General features: G+C 62.0%; 24 protein-coding genes. 1 reads left to right on the forward strand and 23 read right to left on the reverse strand.

The window, feature by feature from the left end; genetic code table 11:
* Nucleotides 1-5: 5 nt before the first annotated feature.
* Entirely contained in the window at nt 6-563 is a 558-nt protein-coding gene (locus tag ABWI03_RS15285; protein ID WP_298778673.1) for an NADPH-dependent FMN reductase, read from the reverse strand.
* A gap of 22 nt (nt 564-585) precedes the next feature.
* Complete coding sequence (locus tag ABWI03_RS15290; protein WP_095968901.1) at nt 586-1,164, reverse strand: TetR/AcrR family transcriptional regulator; 579 nt, start codon at nt 1,162-1,164, stop codon at nt 586-588.
* A gap of 57 nt (nt 1,165-1,221) precedes the next feature.
* Between ABWI03_RS15290 and ABWI03_RS15295 the strand changes: the two genes are divergently transcribed.
* Nucleotides 1,222-2,364: an acyl-CoA dehydrogenase family protein gene (locus ABWI03_RS15295; RefSeq protein ID WP_298778677.1), complete on the forward strand. Its 1,143-nt coding sequence runs from the start codon at nt 1,222-1,224 to the stop codon at nt 2,362-2,364.
* 57 nt (nt 2,365-2,421) lie between these two features.
* Here the strand turns inward: ABWI03_RS15295 and truA are convergent, their stop codons facing one another.
* The 21 genes from truA to rplN form a co-directional block, all read right to left on the reverse strand.
* Nucleotides 2,422-3,306, reverse strand: a complete 885-nt coding sequence (gene truA / locus ABWI03_RS15300) for a tRNA pseudouridine(38-40) synthase TruA (protein ID WP_095968899.1) — start codon at nt 3,304-3,306, stop codon at nt 2,422-2,424.
* 6 nt (nt 3,307-3,312) lie between these two features.
* Nucleotides 3,313-3,870, reverse strand: a complete 558-nt coding sequence (rplQ, locus tag ABWI03_RS15305) for a 50S ribosomal protein L17 (protein ID WP_095968898.1) — start codon at nt 3,868-3,870, stop codon at nt 3,313-3,315.
* Between the two features lie 29 nt (nt 3,871-3,899).
* Nucleotides 3,900-4,961, reverse strand: a complete 1,062-nt coding sequence (locus ABWI03_RS15310) for a DNA-directed RNA polymerase subunit alpha (protein ID WP_003941016.1) — start codon at nt 4,959-4,961, stop codon at nt 3,900-3,902.
* Nucleotides 4,962-5,081: 120 nt separating this feature from the next.
* Nucleotides 5,082-5,687, reverse strand: coding sequence for a 30S ribosomal protein S4 (rpsD, locus tag ABWI03_RS15315; RefSeq protein WP_003940769.1), 606 nt, complete (start codon nt 5,685-5,687; stop codon nt 5,082-5,084).
* A 22-nt stretch (nt 5,688-5,709) separates the two neighbouring features.
* A complete protein-coding gene (gene rpsK, locus ABWI03_RS15320; RefSeq protein ID WP_003940683.1) occupies nt 5,710-6,123 on the reverse strand; it encodes a 30S ribosomal protein S11 in 414 nt (137 codons plus the stop codon).
* Nucleotides 6,123-6,497, reverse strand: coding sequence for a 30S ribosomal protein S13 (gene rpsM / locus ABWI03_RS15325; protein WP_003940834.1), 375 nt, complete (start codon nt 6,495-6,497; stop codon nt 6,123-6,125). Before rpsM ends, rpsK begins: the two co-directional genes overlap by 1 nt.
* A gap of 250 nt (nt 6,498-6,747) precedes the next feature.
* Nucleotides 6,748-6,861 carry a 50S ribosomal protein L36 gene (gene rpmJ / locus ABWI03_RS15330; protein WP_003938068.1) on the reverse strand — a complete coding sequence of 38 codons (114 nt, stop codon included), beginning with the start codon at nt 6,859-6,861 and terminating at the stop codon, nt 6,748-6,750.
* 90 nt (nt 6,862-6,951) lie between these two features.
* The gene (gene infA, locus ABWI03_RS15335) at nt 6,952-7,173 is read right to left on the reverse strand and encodes a translation initiation factor IF-1 (protein ID WP_003418601.1); all 222 of its coding nucleotides are present in this window, start codon (nt 7,171-7,173) and stop codon (nt 6,952-6,954) included.
* Between the two features lie 313 nt (nt 7,174-7,486).
* Nucleotides 7,487-8,284 carry a type I methionyl aminopeptidase gene (gene map / locus ABWI03_RS15340; protein ID WP_003940806.1) on the reverse strand — a complete coding sequence of 266 codons (798 nt, stop codon included), beginning with the start codon at nt 8,282-8,284 and terminating at the stop codon, nt 7,487-7,489.
* The gene (locus ABWI03_RS15345; protein WP_003940868.1) at nt 8,284-8,829 is read right to left on the reverse strand and encodes an adenylate kinase; all 546 of its coding nucleotides are present in this window, start codon (nt 8,827-8,829) and stop codon (nt 8,284-8,286) included. The genes map and ABWI03_RS15345 overlap by 1 nt, the downstream gene beginning before the upstream one ends.
* Entirely contained in the window at nt 8,826-10,145 is a 1,320-nt protein-coding gene (gene secY, locus ABWI03_RS15350) for a preprotein translocase subunit SecY (protein WP_003940773.1), read from the reverse strand. Before secY ends, ABWI03_RS15345 begins: the two co-directional genes overlap by 4 nt.
* 257 nt (nt 10,146-10,402) lie before the next feature.
* Complete coding sequence (rplO, locus tag ABWI03_RS15355) at nt 10,403-10,846, reverse strand: 50S ribosomal protein L15 (protein ID WP_003940829.1); 444 nt, start codon at nt 10,844-10,846, stop codon at nt 10,403-10,405.
* Nucleotides 10,847-10,848: 2 nt separating this feature from the next.
* Nucleotides 10,849-11,028: a 50S ribosomal protein L30 gene (gene rpmD / locus ABWI03_RS15360; RefSeq protein ID WP_003940751.1), complete on the reverse strand. Its 180-nt coding sequence runs from the start codon at nt 11,026-11,028 to the stop codon at nt 10,849-10,851.
* Nucleotides 11,028-11,699, reverse strand: coding sequence for a 30S ribosomal protein S5 (gene rpsE / locus ABWI03_RS15365; protein WP_003940718.1), 672 nt, complete (start codon nt 11,697-11,699; stop codon nt 11,028-11,030). Before rpsE ends, rpmD begins: the two co-directional genes overlap by 1 nt.
* Before the next feature lie 31 nt (nt 11,700-11,730).
* On the reverse strand, nt 11,731-12,138 hold the full coding sequence (rplR, locus tag ABWI03_RS15370) for a 50S ribosomal protein L18 (protein WP_003940996.1): 408 nt from the start codon (nt 12,136-12,138) through the stop codon (nt 11,731-11,733).
* Between the two features lies 1 nt (nt 12,139).
* The gene (gene rplF / locus ABWI03_RS15375; RefSeq protein WP_003940970.1) at nt 12,140-12,679 is read right to left on the reverse strand and encodes a 50S ribosomal protein L6; all 540 of its coding nucleotides are present in this window, start codon (nt 12,677-12,679) and stop codon (nt 12,140-12,142) included.
* A 14-nt stretch (nt 12,680-12,693) separates the two neighbouring features.
* Complete coding sequence (gene rpsH / locus ABWI03_RS15380; protein ID WP_003940873.1) at nt 12,694-13,092, reverse strand: 30S ribosomal protein S8; 399 nt, start codon at nt 13,090-13,092, stop codon at nt 12,694-12,696.
* Between the two features lie 450 nt (nt 13,093-13,542).
* On the reverse strand, nt 13,543-13,728 hold the full coding sequence (locus ABWI03_RS15385; protein ID WP_003940698.1) for a type Z 30S ribosomal protein S14: 186 nt from the start codon (nt 13,726-13,728) through the stop codon (nt 13,543-13,545).
* 4 nt (nt 13,729-13,732) lie between these two features.
* Entirely contained in the window at nt 13,733-14,299 is a 567-nt protein-coding gene (gene rplE, locus ABWI03_RS15390; RefSeq protein WP_003940924.1) for a 50S ribosomal protein L5, read from the reverse strand.
* Nucleotide 14,300: 1 nt separating this feature from the next.
* Nucleotides 14,301-14,618: a 50S ribosomal protein L24 gene (gene rplX / locus ABWI03_RS15395; protein WP_003941019.1), complete on the reverse strand. Its 318-nt coding sequence runs from the start codon at nt 14,616-14,618 to the stop codon at nt 14,301-14,303.
* Nucleotides 14,618-14,986: a 50S ribosomal protein L14 gene (gene rplN, locus ABWI03_RS15400; RefSeq protein ID WP_003940951.1), complete on the reverse strand. Its 369-nt coding sequence runs from the start codon at nt 14,984-14,986 to the stop codon at nt 14,618-14,620. Before rplN ends, rplX begins: the two co-directional genes overlap by 1 nt.
* Between the last annotated feature and the right edge of the window lie 102 nt (nt 14,987-15,088).

The raw sequence follows: 15,088 nt of genomic DNA on the forward strand, positions 1-15,088 counted from the left end.
TCCGATCAGCCGGGGTAGGGGTCACTCGCACGCAACGTCCGCAATCCGCTCCCCCACCAATGCAATTCACGAATCATCTTCTCGCGTGCATCGATCGCGATCGAATCGACGTCGAACGGCTGGTGTCCGAATTGCTTACGTACCCGATGAATGGTTACGCATTGACGCACCGAGACCATGTGCAGCTCCGCCACCACTTGCCTCAGCTGTTCGACGGCCCGAACACCACCTGAAATCCCGCCGTAGGACACGAAACCGATCGGCTTGGCCCGCCACTCGTGTTTCACGGAGTCGAATGCGGTCTTCAGAGCGGCCGGATACCCGTGGTTGTATTCCGAGGTCACGGCAACAACCGCGTCGGCGCGCCCGATTCGCGTGCGGAAATCCTCCGTAACAGGTGAGTCCGAGAAGTCCTGGGGCAACGACAACTCCTCGAGATCGATCACCGACACGTTCCACGACGGATGCGCGGTTGCTTCCTCGACAAACCAATCCGCCACTGCGCGTCCTATTCGCCCCTCACGGACCGAACCTACGATGACTTCGACGTTCAAAGGTGCCATGAACGTCGATGCTAGCGACTGGTCACGCAGTGATCCCATCCGTGATGAGTGCGGCCAATTCCCTATAGGCGCTGGCATCGTCCAGTCCTGTTGCCCGGTAGACCGCTCGTTGCTGGATCCGAACCATCGTCGCCGCGGCGGCATCGGCCACAAATGATGCGTGTACCTGCCGGAATGCGCCCGAATCCACGCCCTCGACGATGAGCGCTCGCACACGATCAGCAGCAATTGAAGTGTTCTTCTCGTAAACCTGGCTCGCCGACGCCGATTCGGCCAGGTCTTCCATGAATTGACTGGACGCCGCGGACAAGCGATCGCCGACTGCTTCGAGATAGACCGCCACTCGACGAGTGGGTGTCGCTTCTGCGGTCACGGCACTCTCCACCGCATCGGTCGCCGCACGGAAGAAGTGAACCGTGACGGCCCGCACCAGATCCTCTTTTCCCGCTGCCACGGTGTACAAGGTGCTCTTGGAGCAATGCAATCGGGCTGCGATCTCGTCGAGCGTGAAGTGGGCGAAACCCTCACTCAAGAACAGCTCGACCATTTGGTCGAACAGTTCAGCCCTGCGCGCAGTCGTCTTGTGAGCCACCCTTGCCATACTGAAAACAGTACTGCAGTATCGTTCACAGTACTACCGTCTAGCTAGGAGCCGACCGTGCCCGTCGAACGCCTCATGCCCAGCCAAGAAGCTCGCGATCTCATCGAACTGACGCGTGATGTCGCGGACAAGGTACTCGCGCCCAAGGTCAACGAATACGAAAAAGCCGAGAAGTACCCAGACGGCGTGTTCCCCGCACTCGGACAGGCAGGACTACTGAGCCTTCCGTATCCCGAGGAGTTCGGCGGCGGCGATCAGCCTTACGAGGTCTACCTCCAAGTCCTCGAAGAAATCGCCTCGCGCTGGGCAGCGGTTGCAGTGGCGGTCAGTGTCCACAGTCTGTCGTGCTTCCCGCTGTTCACCTTCGGCACCGACGAACAGAAGAACCGCTGGCTCCCGGACATGCTGGGCGGCAACACCATCGGCGCGTACAGCCTCTCCGAAGCGCAGGCCGGGTCCGACGCCGCCGCATTGTCGTGCAAGGCGACGCCCACCGACGGCGGCTACCGCGTCAACGGCTCGAAGGCGTGGATCACCAACGGCGGCAAGGCAGACTTCTACAACCTCTTCGCCCGCACCAGTGACGACGGCTCACGTGGCATCTCCTGCCTCCTGGTGGACAAGGACACCGAGGGCCTCAGCTTCGGTAAGCCCGAAGAGAAGATGGGACTACGCGCGGTCCCCACCGCATCCGCGAATTACGACGATGCCTTCATCCCTGACGAGCGGCTGATCGGTCAGCGCGGCCAGGGGCTGCCGATCGCCTTCAGCGCTCTCGACTCCGGCCGACTCGGAATCGCCGCCGTTGCCGTCGGAATCGCTCAGGGCGCACTCGACGACGCGGTCGCCTACGCGAAGGAGCGCAAGGCTTTCGGCAAGCGGATCATCGATCACCAGGGACTCGGATTCGTGCTCGCGGACATGGCTGCCGCAGTCGACTCCGCTCGGGCCACCTACCTCGACGCAGCCCGCCGCCGCGACACCGGAGTTCCGTATTCGCGCAACGCCAGCGTCGCCAAGCTCGTTGCCACCGACGCGGCCATGAAGGTCACCACCGACGCCGTGCAGGTATTCGGTGGGTACGGCTACACCCAGGACTTCCCCGTCGAGCGCTACATGCGCGAAGCCAAGATCACGCAGATCTTCGAGGGCACCAACCAGATTCAGCGGCTGGTCATCGCGCGCCAACTGGCCGGTTAGGCGCTCACGTGAAATGCCCTCCCACACAAAGTGGGAGGGCATTTTGCATAGTGGTCGTCAGTCGCCGCAGCATCCACCCGAAGACGGAATCTCGCGGGTTTCACGAGTAATCGCGTTGCGGGCGGCCAGTTCCGAGTAGTCGGGGTAGTCCACGCGAACCAACGAAAGTCCGTGCGCCGGCGCAACGAGGATGGAACTTGATCGCGAAGTTTCGTCGAGCAACCCTGCCACCCAGTCGGCGGTGCGCCGCCCCTCACCGACCGAGAGGACTGCCCCTACAAGACTCCGGACCATCGACCAGCAGAACGCATCGGCGTTCACGTACGCCGTGAACACCGTGCCCTCCTGCGCCCAGTCGAAACGTTGCAACTCCCGCACCGTGGTCGCACCTTCACGACGCTTGCAGAATGCCGCGAAGTTGTGGAGGCCGAGAAGCCGAGTCGACGCTTCCTGCATCGCTCCGAGATCGAGTGGTTTGGGGTACGACACCGTATCGCGTGCGCGCAGGGGCTCCACTCCGAATGCCGCGTTGGTCACCCGGTACTCGTAGTAGCGTCGCATCGCCGAGAAGCGCGCGTCGAACTCACCGGGAACCACCGAGATCTCTTTGACCCGAACGTCCTTGGGCAGGAAGCGCGCAAGCCTGCGCACGAGTCGCGACGGGTCGTCCGGGAGCAACTCGCCCGGGACGTCGACGTGCGCTACCTGACCCGTGGCGTGGACACCGGCGTCGGTCCGACCGGCAACAGTCAGCTGAACCGGTTGCCGTAGTACCGTTCCCAGCTTGTCTTCGATCTCGCCGCACACAGTGCGCAGATCGGTCTGGCGGGCCCAACCCGAGAAGTCGGTGCCGTCGTACGAGATGTCGAGCCGCAATCGAACGAGCCCGCCGTCCCCGATGGGGGCGGCGGGCTCGTTCGATTCAGCGTGTGCCGAAACCAAGGGAGACTAGTCCTTCTTGGCCTCTTCGGCCTCGGGAGCGTCGGCCGCAGTTGCGGTCTCGTCCTCGATGGCCTCGACGACTGCGTCAGCGTTCTCGACCTCAGCGTCGGTCGCGTCGGCCTCTACGGCCTCGACGACGTTCTCTGCGGCGGGAGCGTCCTGCGAAGCCTTGACGCGACGTGCGCGGTCAGCCTCGGAGGTGACGGTCTTTTCCTTGACGAGCTCGATGATTGCCATCGGAGCGTTGTCGCCCTTGCGGGGGATCGTCTTGATGATGCGGGTGTATCCACCGTTACGGTCCGCGTAGAACGGGCCGATCTCGGCGAAGAGGGTGTGAACGACATCCTTGTTACGGATGACCTTCAGCACCTCACGACGGTGAGCCAGCGTGCCGGCCTTCGCGTGCGTGACGAGCTTCTCGGCGTAGGGGCGCAGTGCCTTGGCCTTGGACTCGGTGGTGGTGATGCGACCGTGCTCGAAGAGCGCGGTAGCCAGATTGGCGAAAATCGCCTTCTGGTGGGAAGCCGACCCGCCGAAGCGGGCACCCTTCTTGGGCTTGGGCATGATGATCTCCTAGTAAAGGACCTGAGCTGCTACAGCTGTTCGGTCTCGGCGTAGTCCTCGGTACCCTCGGCATCGCCGAAGGAACCGGCATCAGTGTCACTCCACGTTCCGGTGGCGGCGTCGTAGCCGGCAACGGTGGTGGGATCGAAGGATGCGGGGCTGTCCTTGAGGGACAGGCCGAGCGAATGCAGCTTGACCTTGACCTCGTCGATGGACTTCTGTCCGAAGTTGCGGATGTCGAGCAGATCGGACTCGGTACGGCCGACAAGCTCACCGACGGTGTGAACACCTTCGCGCTTGAGGCAGTTGTAGGAGCGGACCGTGAGGTCCAGATCCTCGATGGGGAGTCCGAAGGAAGCGATGTGATCGGCCTCGGCGGGCGAGGGTCCGATCTCGATTCCTTCTGCTTCGACGTTCAGCTCACGGGCCAGGCCGAAGAGCTCAACCAGGGTCTTGCCCGCCGAAGCGAGCGCGTCCCGTGCGGTGATGGAGTTCTTCGTTTCCACGTCGAGAACGAGCCGATCGAAGTCGGTGCGCTGTTCGACGCGAGTGGCCTCCACCTTGTAGGTGACCTTGAGCACCGGCGAGTAGATCGAGTCGACCGGGATACGGCCGATCTCTGCGCCGGACGCCTTGTTCTGGACGGCGGGGACATAGCCGCGACCGCGCTCGACAACGAGCTCGATCTCCAGCTTTCCCTTGTCGTTCAGGGTGGCGATGTGCAGATCAGGGTTGTTCACGGTGACGCCTGCCGGGGGCACGATGTCGCCTGCAGTAACAGCGCCGGGGCCCTGCTTGCGGACGTACATGGTGACCGGCTCGTCCTCTTCGGAGTTCACGACGAGGCCCTTGAGGTTCAGAATGATGTCGGTGACATCTTCCTTCACTCCCGGGACGGTGGTGAACTCGTGGAGAACGCCGTCGATACGGATGCTGGTGACAGCAGCGCCGGGGATCGACGAGAGCAGCGTGCGGCGCAGCGAATTGCCGAGCGTGTACCCGAAACCTGGCTCCAGGGGCTCGATGACGAACTTCGAGCGGTTATCAGCGATGACCTCTTCGGTCAGCGTGGGTCGCTGAGAAATGAGCATTGGTATTTCCTCCTGTACGGACGTCCACTATTTGACGCCCACGATGGGAAAGGGCCTGCGGCCCTGTGAGTGGTTGAGGAGTCCGGAGACTCCTCAACCACTCACGGGGTGCGAAGCGCCTTACTTCGAGTAGTACTCGACGATGAGCTGTTCCTGCAGAGCGATGTCGATCTGCGCGCGCTCGGGAAGCTGGTGAACCAGGATCCGCAGACGCGAGCCGACAACCTGCAGCCACCCGGGAACCGGGCGATCGCCGACGGTCTCACGCGCAACCTGGAACGGAAGCGTGGAGAGCGACTTCTCCTTGACATCGATGATGTCGTACTGCGAGACGCGGTAGCTCGGGATGTCGACCTTCTTGTTGTTCACGAGAAGGTGACCGTGCGTGACCAGCTGACGTGCCTGACGGCGCGTGCGAGCGAGGCCTGCGCGGTACACGACGTTGTCGAGACGCGACTCGAGGATGCGAAGCAGGTTCTCGCCGGTCTTGCCGGGGCGGTTGTTCGCCTCCTTGTAGTACAGGCGGAACTGCTTCTCCATGACGCCGTAGGTGAAGCGAGCCTTCTGCTTCTCCTGCAGCTGGAGCAGGTACTCGCTCTCCTTGATACGCGCGCGGCCGTGCTGTCCGGGCGGGTACGGGCGACGCTCGAATGCCTGGTCGCCTCCAACGAGGTCGACGCGCAGACGACGCGACTTGCGGGTGATGGGTCCGGTATAACGTGCCATTTTCTTCTACCTATCCTTCCCGCTATACCCGACGCCGCTTGGGCGGACGGCAGCCGTTGTGCGGCTGGGGGGTTACATCGGAAATGGTGCCGACCTCGAGGCCAGCAGCCTGGAGGGAACGGATTGCGGTCTCGCGACCGGATCCCGGTCCCTTGACGAAGACGTCAACCTTCTTGACACCGTGCTCCTGCGCCTTACGGGCAGCGCTCTCAGCAGCAAGCTGAGCGGCGAAGGGAGTCGACTTACGCGAACCCTTGAAGCCGACGTGTCCCGAAGACGCCCAGGAAATGACATTTCCGGCGGGGTCCGTGATGGACACGATGGTGTTGTTGAAGGTGCTCTTGATGTGAGCGGCGCCGTGCGGGATGTTCTTCTTATCCCTGCGACGCGTCTTCTGGGTCTTCTTCGGACCGGTGCTACGTGACTTCGGGGGCATTACTTCGCCTTCTTCTTGCCGGCAATGGTGCGCTTCGGACCCTTACGGGTACGGGCGTTGGTCTTGGTGCGCTGACCACGCACGGGCAGACCACGACGGTGGCGCAGGCCCTGGTAGCAGCCGATCTCGATCTTGCGACGGATGTCGGCCTGAACCTCGCGGCGAAGGTCACCCTCGACCTTGAGCGACTCCTCGATGTACTCGCGGAGCTTTGCCAGGTCCTCGTCCGAGAGGTCCTTGCTCCGGAGATCCGGGCTGACGCCGGTGGCGTCAAGGATTTCCTTGGAGCGGGTACGGCCGATGCCGTAGATGTATGTCAGTGCGATCTCCATGCGCTTTTCGCGAGGAAGATCAACACCAGAGAGACGTGCCATGGTGGCATTTCCTTATCGGTGTGCGGAGGTCTGCTCCCAGCCCTTCCCCTGTGCCTCTTGCCGAGTACCGGCGCCGTAAGGCGCAGATGATCTCATCAACTAACTCAGTGGGGCCCCGGCCTCCGTGCCGGGGGTGAACCATTGTCCGACCTTGGCGATCGGTGAACGATCGCGTGGGGTCTCGTCAACAATGGCTGGTACTGGGAGGTCTTCTTTGCTTGTTGCCAAGCAGATCTTCGAAAAGCTAGATCTAGCCCTGACGCTGCTTGTGACGCAGGTTCTCGCAGATCACCATGACTCGACCGTTACGGCGAATCACTTTGCACTTCTCGCAGATCTTCTTGACGCTCGGCTGAACCTTCACGTCTTCTGATCTCCTGTTTTGTCGCAGCCCGCCGCGATGAACCGCAGCAGACATACTTCTCCCTGACCCAGGTCAGGTCCGGGAAGTTCGTTACTTGTAGCGGTAAACGATGCGTCCGCGCGACAAATCGTAGGGCGAGAGCTCTACGACAACGCGATCTTCCGGGAGGATGCGAATGTAGTGCTGACGCATCTTTCCGCTGATGTGGGCGAGGACCTTGTGGCCATTCTCGAGCTCAATGCGGAACATCGCATTGGGCAGCGGCTCGACTACTCGTCCTTCGACCTCGATGGCCCCGTCTTTCTTAGCCATATCCTCCGCGATCCGTTTGGTTTGGCATGCTTCGTGCATCGGCTTCCGTTACATTGGCACGCAATGGAAAGATCGTCGGCACTTCGCGGACCCGATCCCGGAGCGATCCGGGCGTAGGCACACGAACTATCGACGCGCATAGCGCACCGCCTAGCCATGTTACGCGATGTAAACGACCAGGCCAAATGCGCCTCCGGTCAGGGCGACGACGCACACCGCTCCCCCAACGAAAAAGTCCCAGCCTCGACATGAGGCTGGGACTTCTCGAACGTGAATCATGCTCGCTGCCAACACTTGTCAGCGACGGGGTCGACTACTCCGGGCGGAGAGTCAGAATCCGCGGACCGTCCTCGGTCACAGCGACAGTGTGTTCCCAGTGCGCCGCACGGGACCCGTCGGTCGTCACAACGGTCCAGTCGTCGTCGAGAATCACCGTGTCGGTGGTACCGAGCGTGAGCATCGGCTCGATCGCCAGGCACGATCCGACTACCAGTTCAGGACCCTTACCCGGGGCACCTTCATTGGCGAGGAACGGATCCATGTGCATTTCCCGACCGATTCCATGTCCACCGTATCCGTCGACGATGCCGTAGGAACGACCGTGCAACTTCTCGGCGGCATGAGTACCGACCTCGATCGCGTGCGAAACATCCGTCAGACGGTTGCCGGCGATCATCGCCGCGATCCCGGCTTCCATCGAAAGCCGAGTGGCTTCGCTGAGCTCCTGATCGGCGACGCTGATCTCACCCACACCGAACGTCCAGGCAGAGTCACCGTGCCAACCGTCGAGGATCGCACCGCAGTCGATGGAAACGAGATCGCCTTCAGCCAGGATGTCCTGAGCTGAAGGGATCCCGTGAACCACGCGGTCGTTGACCGAAGAGCAGATCGAACCGGTGAAGCCGTGGTACCCGAGGAACGAGGGCACGGCGCCGGCGTCACGAATGACGGATTCTGCGACCGCGTTCAATTCCAAAGTGCTGACACCGGGCTTCGCCGCAGCGCGAACCGCCACCAGAGCCGAACCCACGATCGCGCCGGCAGCAGCCATCGCGTCGAGTTCGCCCGCAGAGCGGAACGGAACGACCTTGCGTTTACGCCCGAAGACCATTACTTACCCAACGCTGCCAGTGCGCGAGCGTTGACCTCTTCGACCTCGCCGATCGCGTCGACGGAGACGATGCTGTCCTTGTAATAGTCGAACAGCGGTGACGTCTCGTCGCGGTAGACCCGGAGTCGGTTGCGGATGACGTCCTCGGTGTCGTCTGCACGGCCGCGAGCGAGCATGCGCTCGACCACGATGTCCTCGTCCACGACGAAGGAGAGAACACCATCGAGCTTGGTGTCGAGGTCCTTCAAGATGCCCTCGAGAGCCTGAGCCTGTTCGACCGAGCGCGGAAATCCGTCAAGGAGGAAACCGTTTGCGGCATCCGGTTCTGCGACGCGAGCCTTCACCATGTCGTTGGTGATCGAGCTCGGTACGAGTTCGCCGGCGTCGATGTACTTCTTTGCTTCCACACCGAGAGCGGTGGCCTGACCGATGTTCGCGCGGAAGAGATCACCCGTGGAGATATGGGGAACGCCGAACTTCTCGGACAAGATAGCGGCCTGGGTGCCCTTGCCGGCACCGGGAGGACCAAGGAGGACAAGTCTCACTTGAGGAACCCTTCATAGTTACGCTGCATTAGCTGACTCTCGATCTGCTTCACGGTGTCCAGGCCGACGCTGACCATGATCAGCACCGCGGTGCCACCGAACGGCAGGTTCTGCGCGCCGCCGCCATTCCCGATGTCGAGGAACAGGTTGGGCAGAACAGCAATGGTGCCGAGGTAAATCGCACCCGGAAGGGTGATGCGACTCAGCACGTAGTTGAGGTAGTCCGCGGTCGGCTGACCGGGTCGGATACCGGGGATGAAGCCGCCGAACTTCTTCATCTCGTCGGCGCGCTCTTCGGGATTGAAGGTGATGGCGACGTAGAAGTACGTGAAGAAGACGATCAGGCCGAAGTAGATCGCGATGTACACCGGGTTGGCCGGGTTCACCAGGTAGGTGTTGATGAGGCGCTGCCACCAACTGGGGTCGACCGCTGTGCTGGCCGAAGTCAGCTGTGCGATCAAGTTCGGGAGGTACAGCAGTGAAGACGCGAAGATCACCGGGATGACGCCGGCCTGGTTCACCTTCAGAGGCAGGTACGTCGAGGATCCGCCGTACATCTTGCGTCCGACCATCCGCTTTGCGTACTGGACCGGGATGCGGCGCTGACCCTGCTCGACGAAGACGACGCCGGCGATGATCAACAGCGCTGCGAGGCAGACGAAGGCGAAGACCAGCGGACCACGGCTGTCGAGGATCGCCTTGCCCTCGCTCGGGATACGCGATGCGATACCGGCGAAGATGAGGAGCGACATACCGTTGCCGACGCCGCGTTCGGTGATGACCTCGCCGAACCACATGACCATGGCAGCACCGGCAGTCATGACCAGCACGATGATGACAAGGCCGAAGATCGACTTGTCGGCGATGATGTCGTCACAGCCCTGGAGCAACTGTCCGCGTGCCGCGAGAGCGACGATGCCGGTCGACTGCAGGATTGCCAGAGCGATGGACAGGTAACGCGTGTACTGCGTCATCTTGGCCTGGCCGGACTGGCCTTCTTTTCGAAGTTCCTCGAACTTCGGGATCACCACGGTCAGCAGCTGCACGATGATGCTTGCCGTGATGTACGGCATGATGCCGATCGCAAAGATCGACATCTGCAGCAGAGCGCCGCCGGAGAACAGGTTGATCAGCGAGTAGATACCTGCTGAATCACCGGAGTTGGCGATATCGATGCACTGACGCACACGGCCGTAGTCGACACCTGGGGACGGAATGAGAGCGCCGACCCGATACAGAGCCACCAAGCCGAGGGTGAAGAGGATCTTCCGCCTCAGGTCTGGGGTCCTGAGGGCCGAGACGAAGGCGGAAAGCAAAGATCCTCCTGGCACGACGGTAGGGAGACAGATCGTTTTGACCTGTCGAACTTTTGAACTCTAACAGTGAGCATTTGGGAACTAGGCGGGCAGACCACGAAAACCGGGTAAGCCGAAGATACATTTGCCACTCGGTGACCAGAATACTGGCCCGTCCGAGCATGCACGACCAATCTGTGACAAGACCTGGTAGACGCCGATGGCCGCAGCGCAGCAAACGCTGCGCTGCGGCCATCGGACTAGCTACGCGTGATCACTCACAGCTCGGTGGCGGAACCACCGGCAGCAGCAATCTTTTCCTTGGCGGAACCGGTGAACTTGTCGACGGTCACCTGAACGGCAACTGTCAGTTCGCCGTCGCCCAGAACCTTGACGAGCTGGTTCTTGCGGACTGCGCCCTTGGCGACGAGATCCTCGACCGTGATTGCTCCACCTTCGGGGAACAGACGGGCGATGTCGCCGACATTGACGACCTGGTACTCGACGCGGAACGGGTTCGTGAAGCCCTTGAGCTTGGGCAGACGCATGTGAAGCGGCATCTGTCCACCCTCGAAGCCCACGCGCACGGTGTTACGTGCCTTGGTGCCCTTGGTACCGCGACCTGCGGTCTTACCACGCTTGCCGCCCTCACCGCGTCCAACACGAATCTTGTTGGACTTGGATCCGGGAGCGGGGCGCAGGTGGTGCAGTTTGATGGTCATGGTTAGACCTCCTCAACTGTTACGAGGTGGCGCACCACGTTGATCAGACCGCGGTTCTGTGCGTTGTCCTCACGAACAACGGTCTGACGGATGCCCTTGAGACCGAGCGTGCGCAGAGAATCCTTCTGGTTCTGCTTGGTCCCGATGATGCTCTTGATCTGAGTGACCTTGAGATCTGCCATTACTTCACACTCCCAGCAGCCTGTGCGCGAGCGCGAAGCATGCCGGCGGGTGCAACCTCTTCGAGGGTGAGGCCGCGGCGAGCCGCAACTTCCTCGGGACGCTGCAGACCCTTGAGCGCAGCAACGGTCGCATGCACGACGTTGATGGCGTTGTCGCTACCGAGCGACTTCGACAGGATGTCCGCGATACCAGCGCACTCCAGCACGGCGCGCACAGCGCCACCGGCGATAACACCGGTACCGGGGCTTGCCGGGCGAAGCATGACGATGCCGGCAGCAGCCTCACCCTGAACGGGGTGAGTGATGGTGTTGGCGATCATCGGGACGCGGAAGAAGCTCTTGCGAGCCTCCTCGACACCCTTCTGGATGGCCGCGGGAACTTCCTTGGCCTTTCCGTAGCCGACGCCGACCAGTCCGTTGCCGTCTCCGACGATCACCAGAGCGGTGAAGCTGAAGCGACGACCACCCTTGACGACCTTGGAAACGCGGTTGATCGTGACAACGCGCTCGATGAACTGTGACTTCTCCGCAGCGTTTCCGCCACGGCCACCGTCGCGACGGTCACGGCCGCCACCACGGTTGTCCCCACGAGCGTTGCTGTTGTCACCGCTGTTGGGGCCATTCTGTCCGGCGGGTCCGCTTCCGCCGTCACGCCTTTGACGTCCCGGCATCAGGCTGTCCTTCCGTTGAAAATGTTGGTCATCAGAACTTCAACCCGCCTTCGCGAGCCGCGTCTGCCAGGGCCGCGATGCGACCGTGGTAGCCGTGTCCGCCGTGGTCGAAGACAACTGCTTCCACGCCGGCAGCCTTGGCGCGCTCGGCGATCAGCTGACCGACCTTCGCGCTCGCAGCCTTCTTGTCGCCTTCTGCCACGCGCACGTCTGCTTCGATGGTCGACGCGGAGGCCAGGGTGTGGCCGGCCAGGTCGTCCACGAGCTGGACGTGGATGTGGCGCGAGGACCGGTTGACGACCAAGCGGGGACGCTCGGGCGTGCCGGAGACCTTCTTGCGGAGACGGAAGTGACGACGCGTCTTCGAGAGACGACGCTTGGTGGACGCATCCTTGCCCAGCGGAATCCGCTTGGCTTTCTGGTTTGCAGTCTGGCTCATATCACTTACCCGTCTTTCCGACCTTGCGGCGGATCTGCTCACCCTCGTAACGCACGCCCTTACCCTTGTACGGGTCCGGACGACGGAGACGACGGATGTTGGCCGAGATCTGCCCGACCTTCTGCTTGTCGATGCCGGACACCGAGAACCGGGTGGGCGACTCGACGACGAAGGTGATGCCTTCAGGAGCCTCGATCGGCACCGGGTGGCTGAAGCCGAGCGCGAACTCGAGGTCCTTACCCTTCAGTGCCACACGGTAACCAACACCGTGGATCTCCATCTTCTTCGTGTAACCCTCGGTGACACCGGTGATGATGTTCGCAACCAGGGTCCGCGACAGACCGTGCAGCGCGCGGCTACGACGCTCGTCGTCGGGGCGCGTGACGCTCAGCGAGCCGTCCTCTGCCTTTTCGATTGCGATGGGCTCGGAGATGGTCAGCGCGAGGGTGCCCTTGGGACCCTTGACGGTGACATCCTGGCCGCTGATCGTGACGTCAACGCCCGCGGGGACGGTGACCGGAATCTTTCCAATACGCGACATTGTGGTGGCCTCCCTTACCAGACGTAGGCGAGGACTTCCCCGCCTACTCCTTGATTGGCCGCCTGGCGATCGGTGAGCAGACCGGACGACGTGGAGATGATGGCCACGCCGAGGCCTCCGAGGACCTTGGGCAGGTTGGTGGACTTCGCGTAAACCCGGAGACCGGGCTTGGAAACGCGACGCACGCCGGCGAGGCTACGCTCGCGGCTGGGACCGTACTTCAGATCGACGATGAGGGTCTTGCCGACCTCTGCGTCTTCGGTACGGAAATCGGAGATGTAGCCCTCGCGCTTGAGGATCTCGGCGATGTTCGCCTTGATCTTCGAGTGGGGAAGCTTCACCTCATCGTGGTACGCCGTGTTGGCGTTGCGCAGACGCGTCAAGAAGTCTGCGATGGGGTCAGTCATGGTCATAGGTCGACCTCGACACCTTTCTCGCTGTGGTTCCCATGCAACACCGGACGAATCCGATCGTGGGCCTCCAGCAATTCGGCTGGGCCGTCCGACTTGTGTCAGACGGCGTAAGTTACCGCACCGAGCTGAACGCATGCGTCAGCCACGGCAACCGCTCTAGTGTAGGGAACTTTGGCGCAGGTGTCCACCGGGATACCGCGTCGCCTCCCCCACTGCGGCTCGCGGCCGCGGATCGGGCAGGTGTCGACGCGCCCCGAAATCCGAACTGCTCGTTCGAGACCGAAGTGCGACGTCGACGAATGATGATCGCTTTCAACCAGAGTCGCAGCGAGACAGTCCTTTTCAGGATCGGCACGACATACATCTCGACGGAAACCACGAATGGGTGTGGGTTCCAAAGAACCCACACCCATTCACATGCGTGGTGTGACGAAGCCCGAGGGCCTCAGATCACCAAGAGCTCTTGCGAACTCCGGGAAGCTCGCCTGCGTGAGCCATCTCGCGAACGCAGATACGGCACAAGCCGAACTTGCGGAACACCGAGTGCGGGCGACCGCACCGCTGGCAGCGGGTGTAGGCGCGAACCGCGAACTTGGGCTTCTTGTTGGCCTTGTTGACCAATGCCTTCTTAGCCATGCGCTCAGTTCTCCTTGAACGGGAAGCCGAGGTGCTTGAGCAGTGCACGGCCTTCTTCGTTGTTGGTTGCGGTGGTCACGACGGTGATGTCCATACCGCGGGGGCGATCGATCTTGTCCACGTCGATCTCGTGGAACATCGACTGCTCGTTGAGGCCGAACGTGTAGTTGCCGTTGCCGTCGAACTGGTTGCCCGAGAGACCGCGGAAGTCGCGGATACGGGGCAGAGCGACAGACACGAGGCGGTCCAGGAACTCCCACATGCGGTCGCCACGGAGGGTGACGCGCGCGCCGATGGGCATACCCTCGCGGAGCTTGAACTGCGCGATGGACTTACGTGCCTTGCGGATCTCGGGCTTCTGGCCCGTGATCAGCGACAGGTCATGGACAGCGCCGTTGATCAGCTTGGCGTCACGGGCAGCGTCGCCGACGCCCATGTTGACGACAACCTTGACGACGCCGGGGATCTGCATGACGTTCGAGTAGTCGAACTCGCTGTTGAGCGCGTCCTTGATCTCAGCGCGGTAGCGTGCCTTGAGGCGCGGCTGGACCTTGTTTTCGGTGGAGGTCATGTCAGATGTCCTTCCCGTTCTTCCGGGAAATCCGAACGCGCTTGCCGGACTCTTCGTCGGTGCGGTAGCCCACGCGGGTGGGGTTTCCGTCCGAGTCGACGACTGCAACGTTGGAAACGTGGATCGGGGCTTCCTGCGTGACGATGCCGCCGGAGGATGCTCCGCGCTCGTTCGCGGAAACCGCGGTGTGCTTCTTGATTCGGTTCACGCCTTCGACGAGGACCTTGTCGGTCGCGGGGTAGGCCTGAATGACCTTGCCCTTCGCGCCCTTGTCCTTGCCGGCGATGACCAGAACGGTGTCACCCTTGTGCACCTTCATCACAGCACCTCCGGGGCAAGCGAAACGATCTTCATGAACTTCTTCTCGCGCAGCTCACGGCCGACGGGTCCGAAGATGCGGGTTCCACGGGGATCACTGTCAGCCTTGATGAGCACTGCAGCGTTCTCGTCGAACTTGATGTAGGAACCGTCCGGACGACGGCGCTCCTTGGTCGTGCGAACGATGACGGCCTTGACGACCTCACCCTTCTTGATGTTTCCACCGGGGATTGCGTCCTTGACGGTGGCGACGATGACGTCACCGATCCCGGCGTAGCGACGTGACGAACCGCCGAGAACGCGGATGCAAAGGATTTCCTTGGCACCCGTGTTATCAGCGACGCGAACTCGCGACTCCTGCTGAATCACTTGATCTCCCTAGACCTGGAATTTCGTGCGCAACGGATTACCGACCCGGTGCGCGCGGTCATTGTTGCCACCTGCGTCGTGTCTGAGCTGCAGTCCCACCGA

The sequence above is a fragment of the Rhodococcus baikonurensis genome (assembly GCF_040489275.1).
Taxonomy (GTDB): domain Bacteria; phylum Actinomycetota; class Actinomycetes; order Mycobacteriales; family Mycobacteriaceae; genus Rhodococcus_F; species Rhodococcus_F baikonurensis.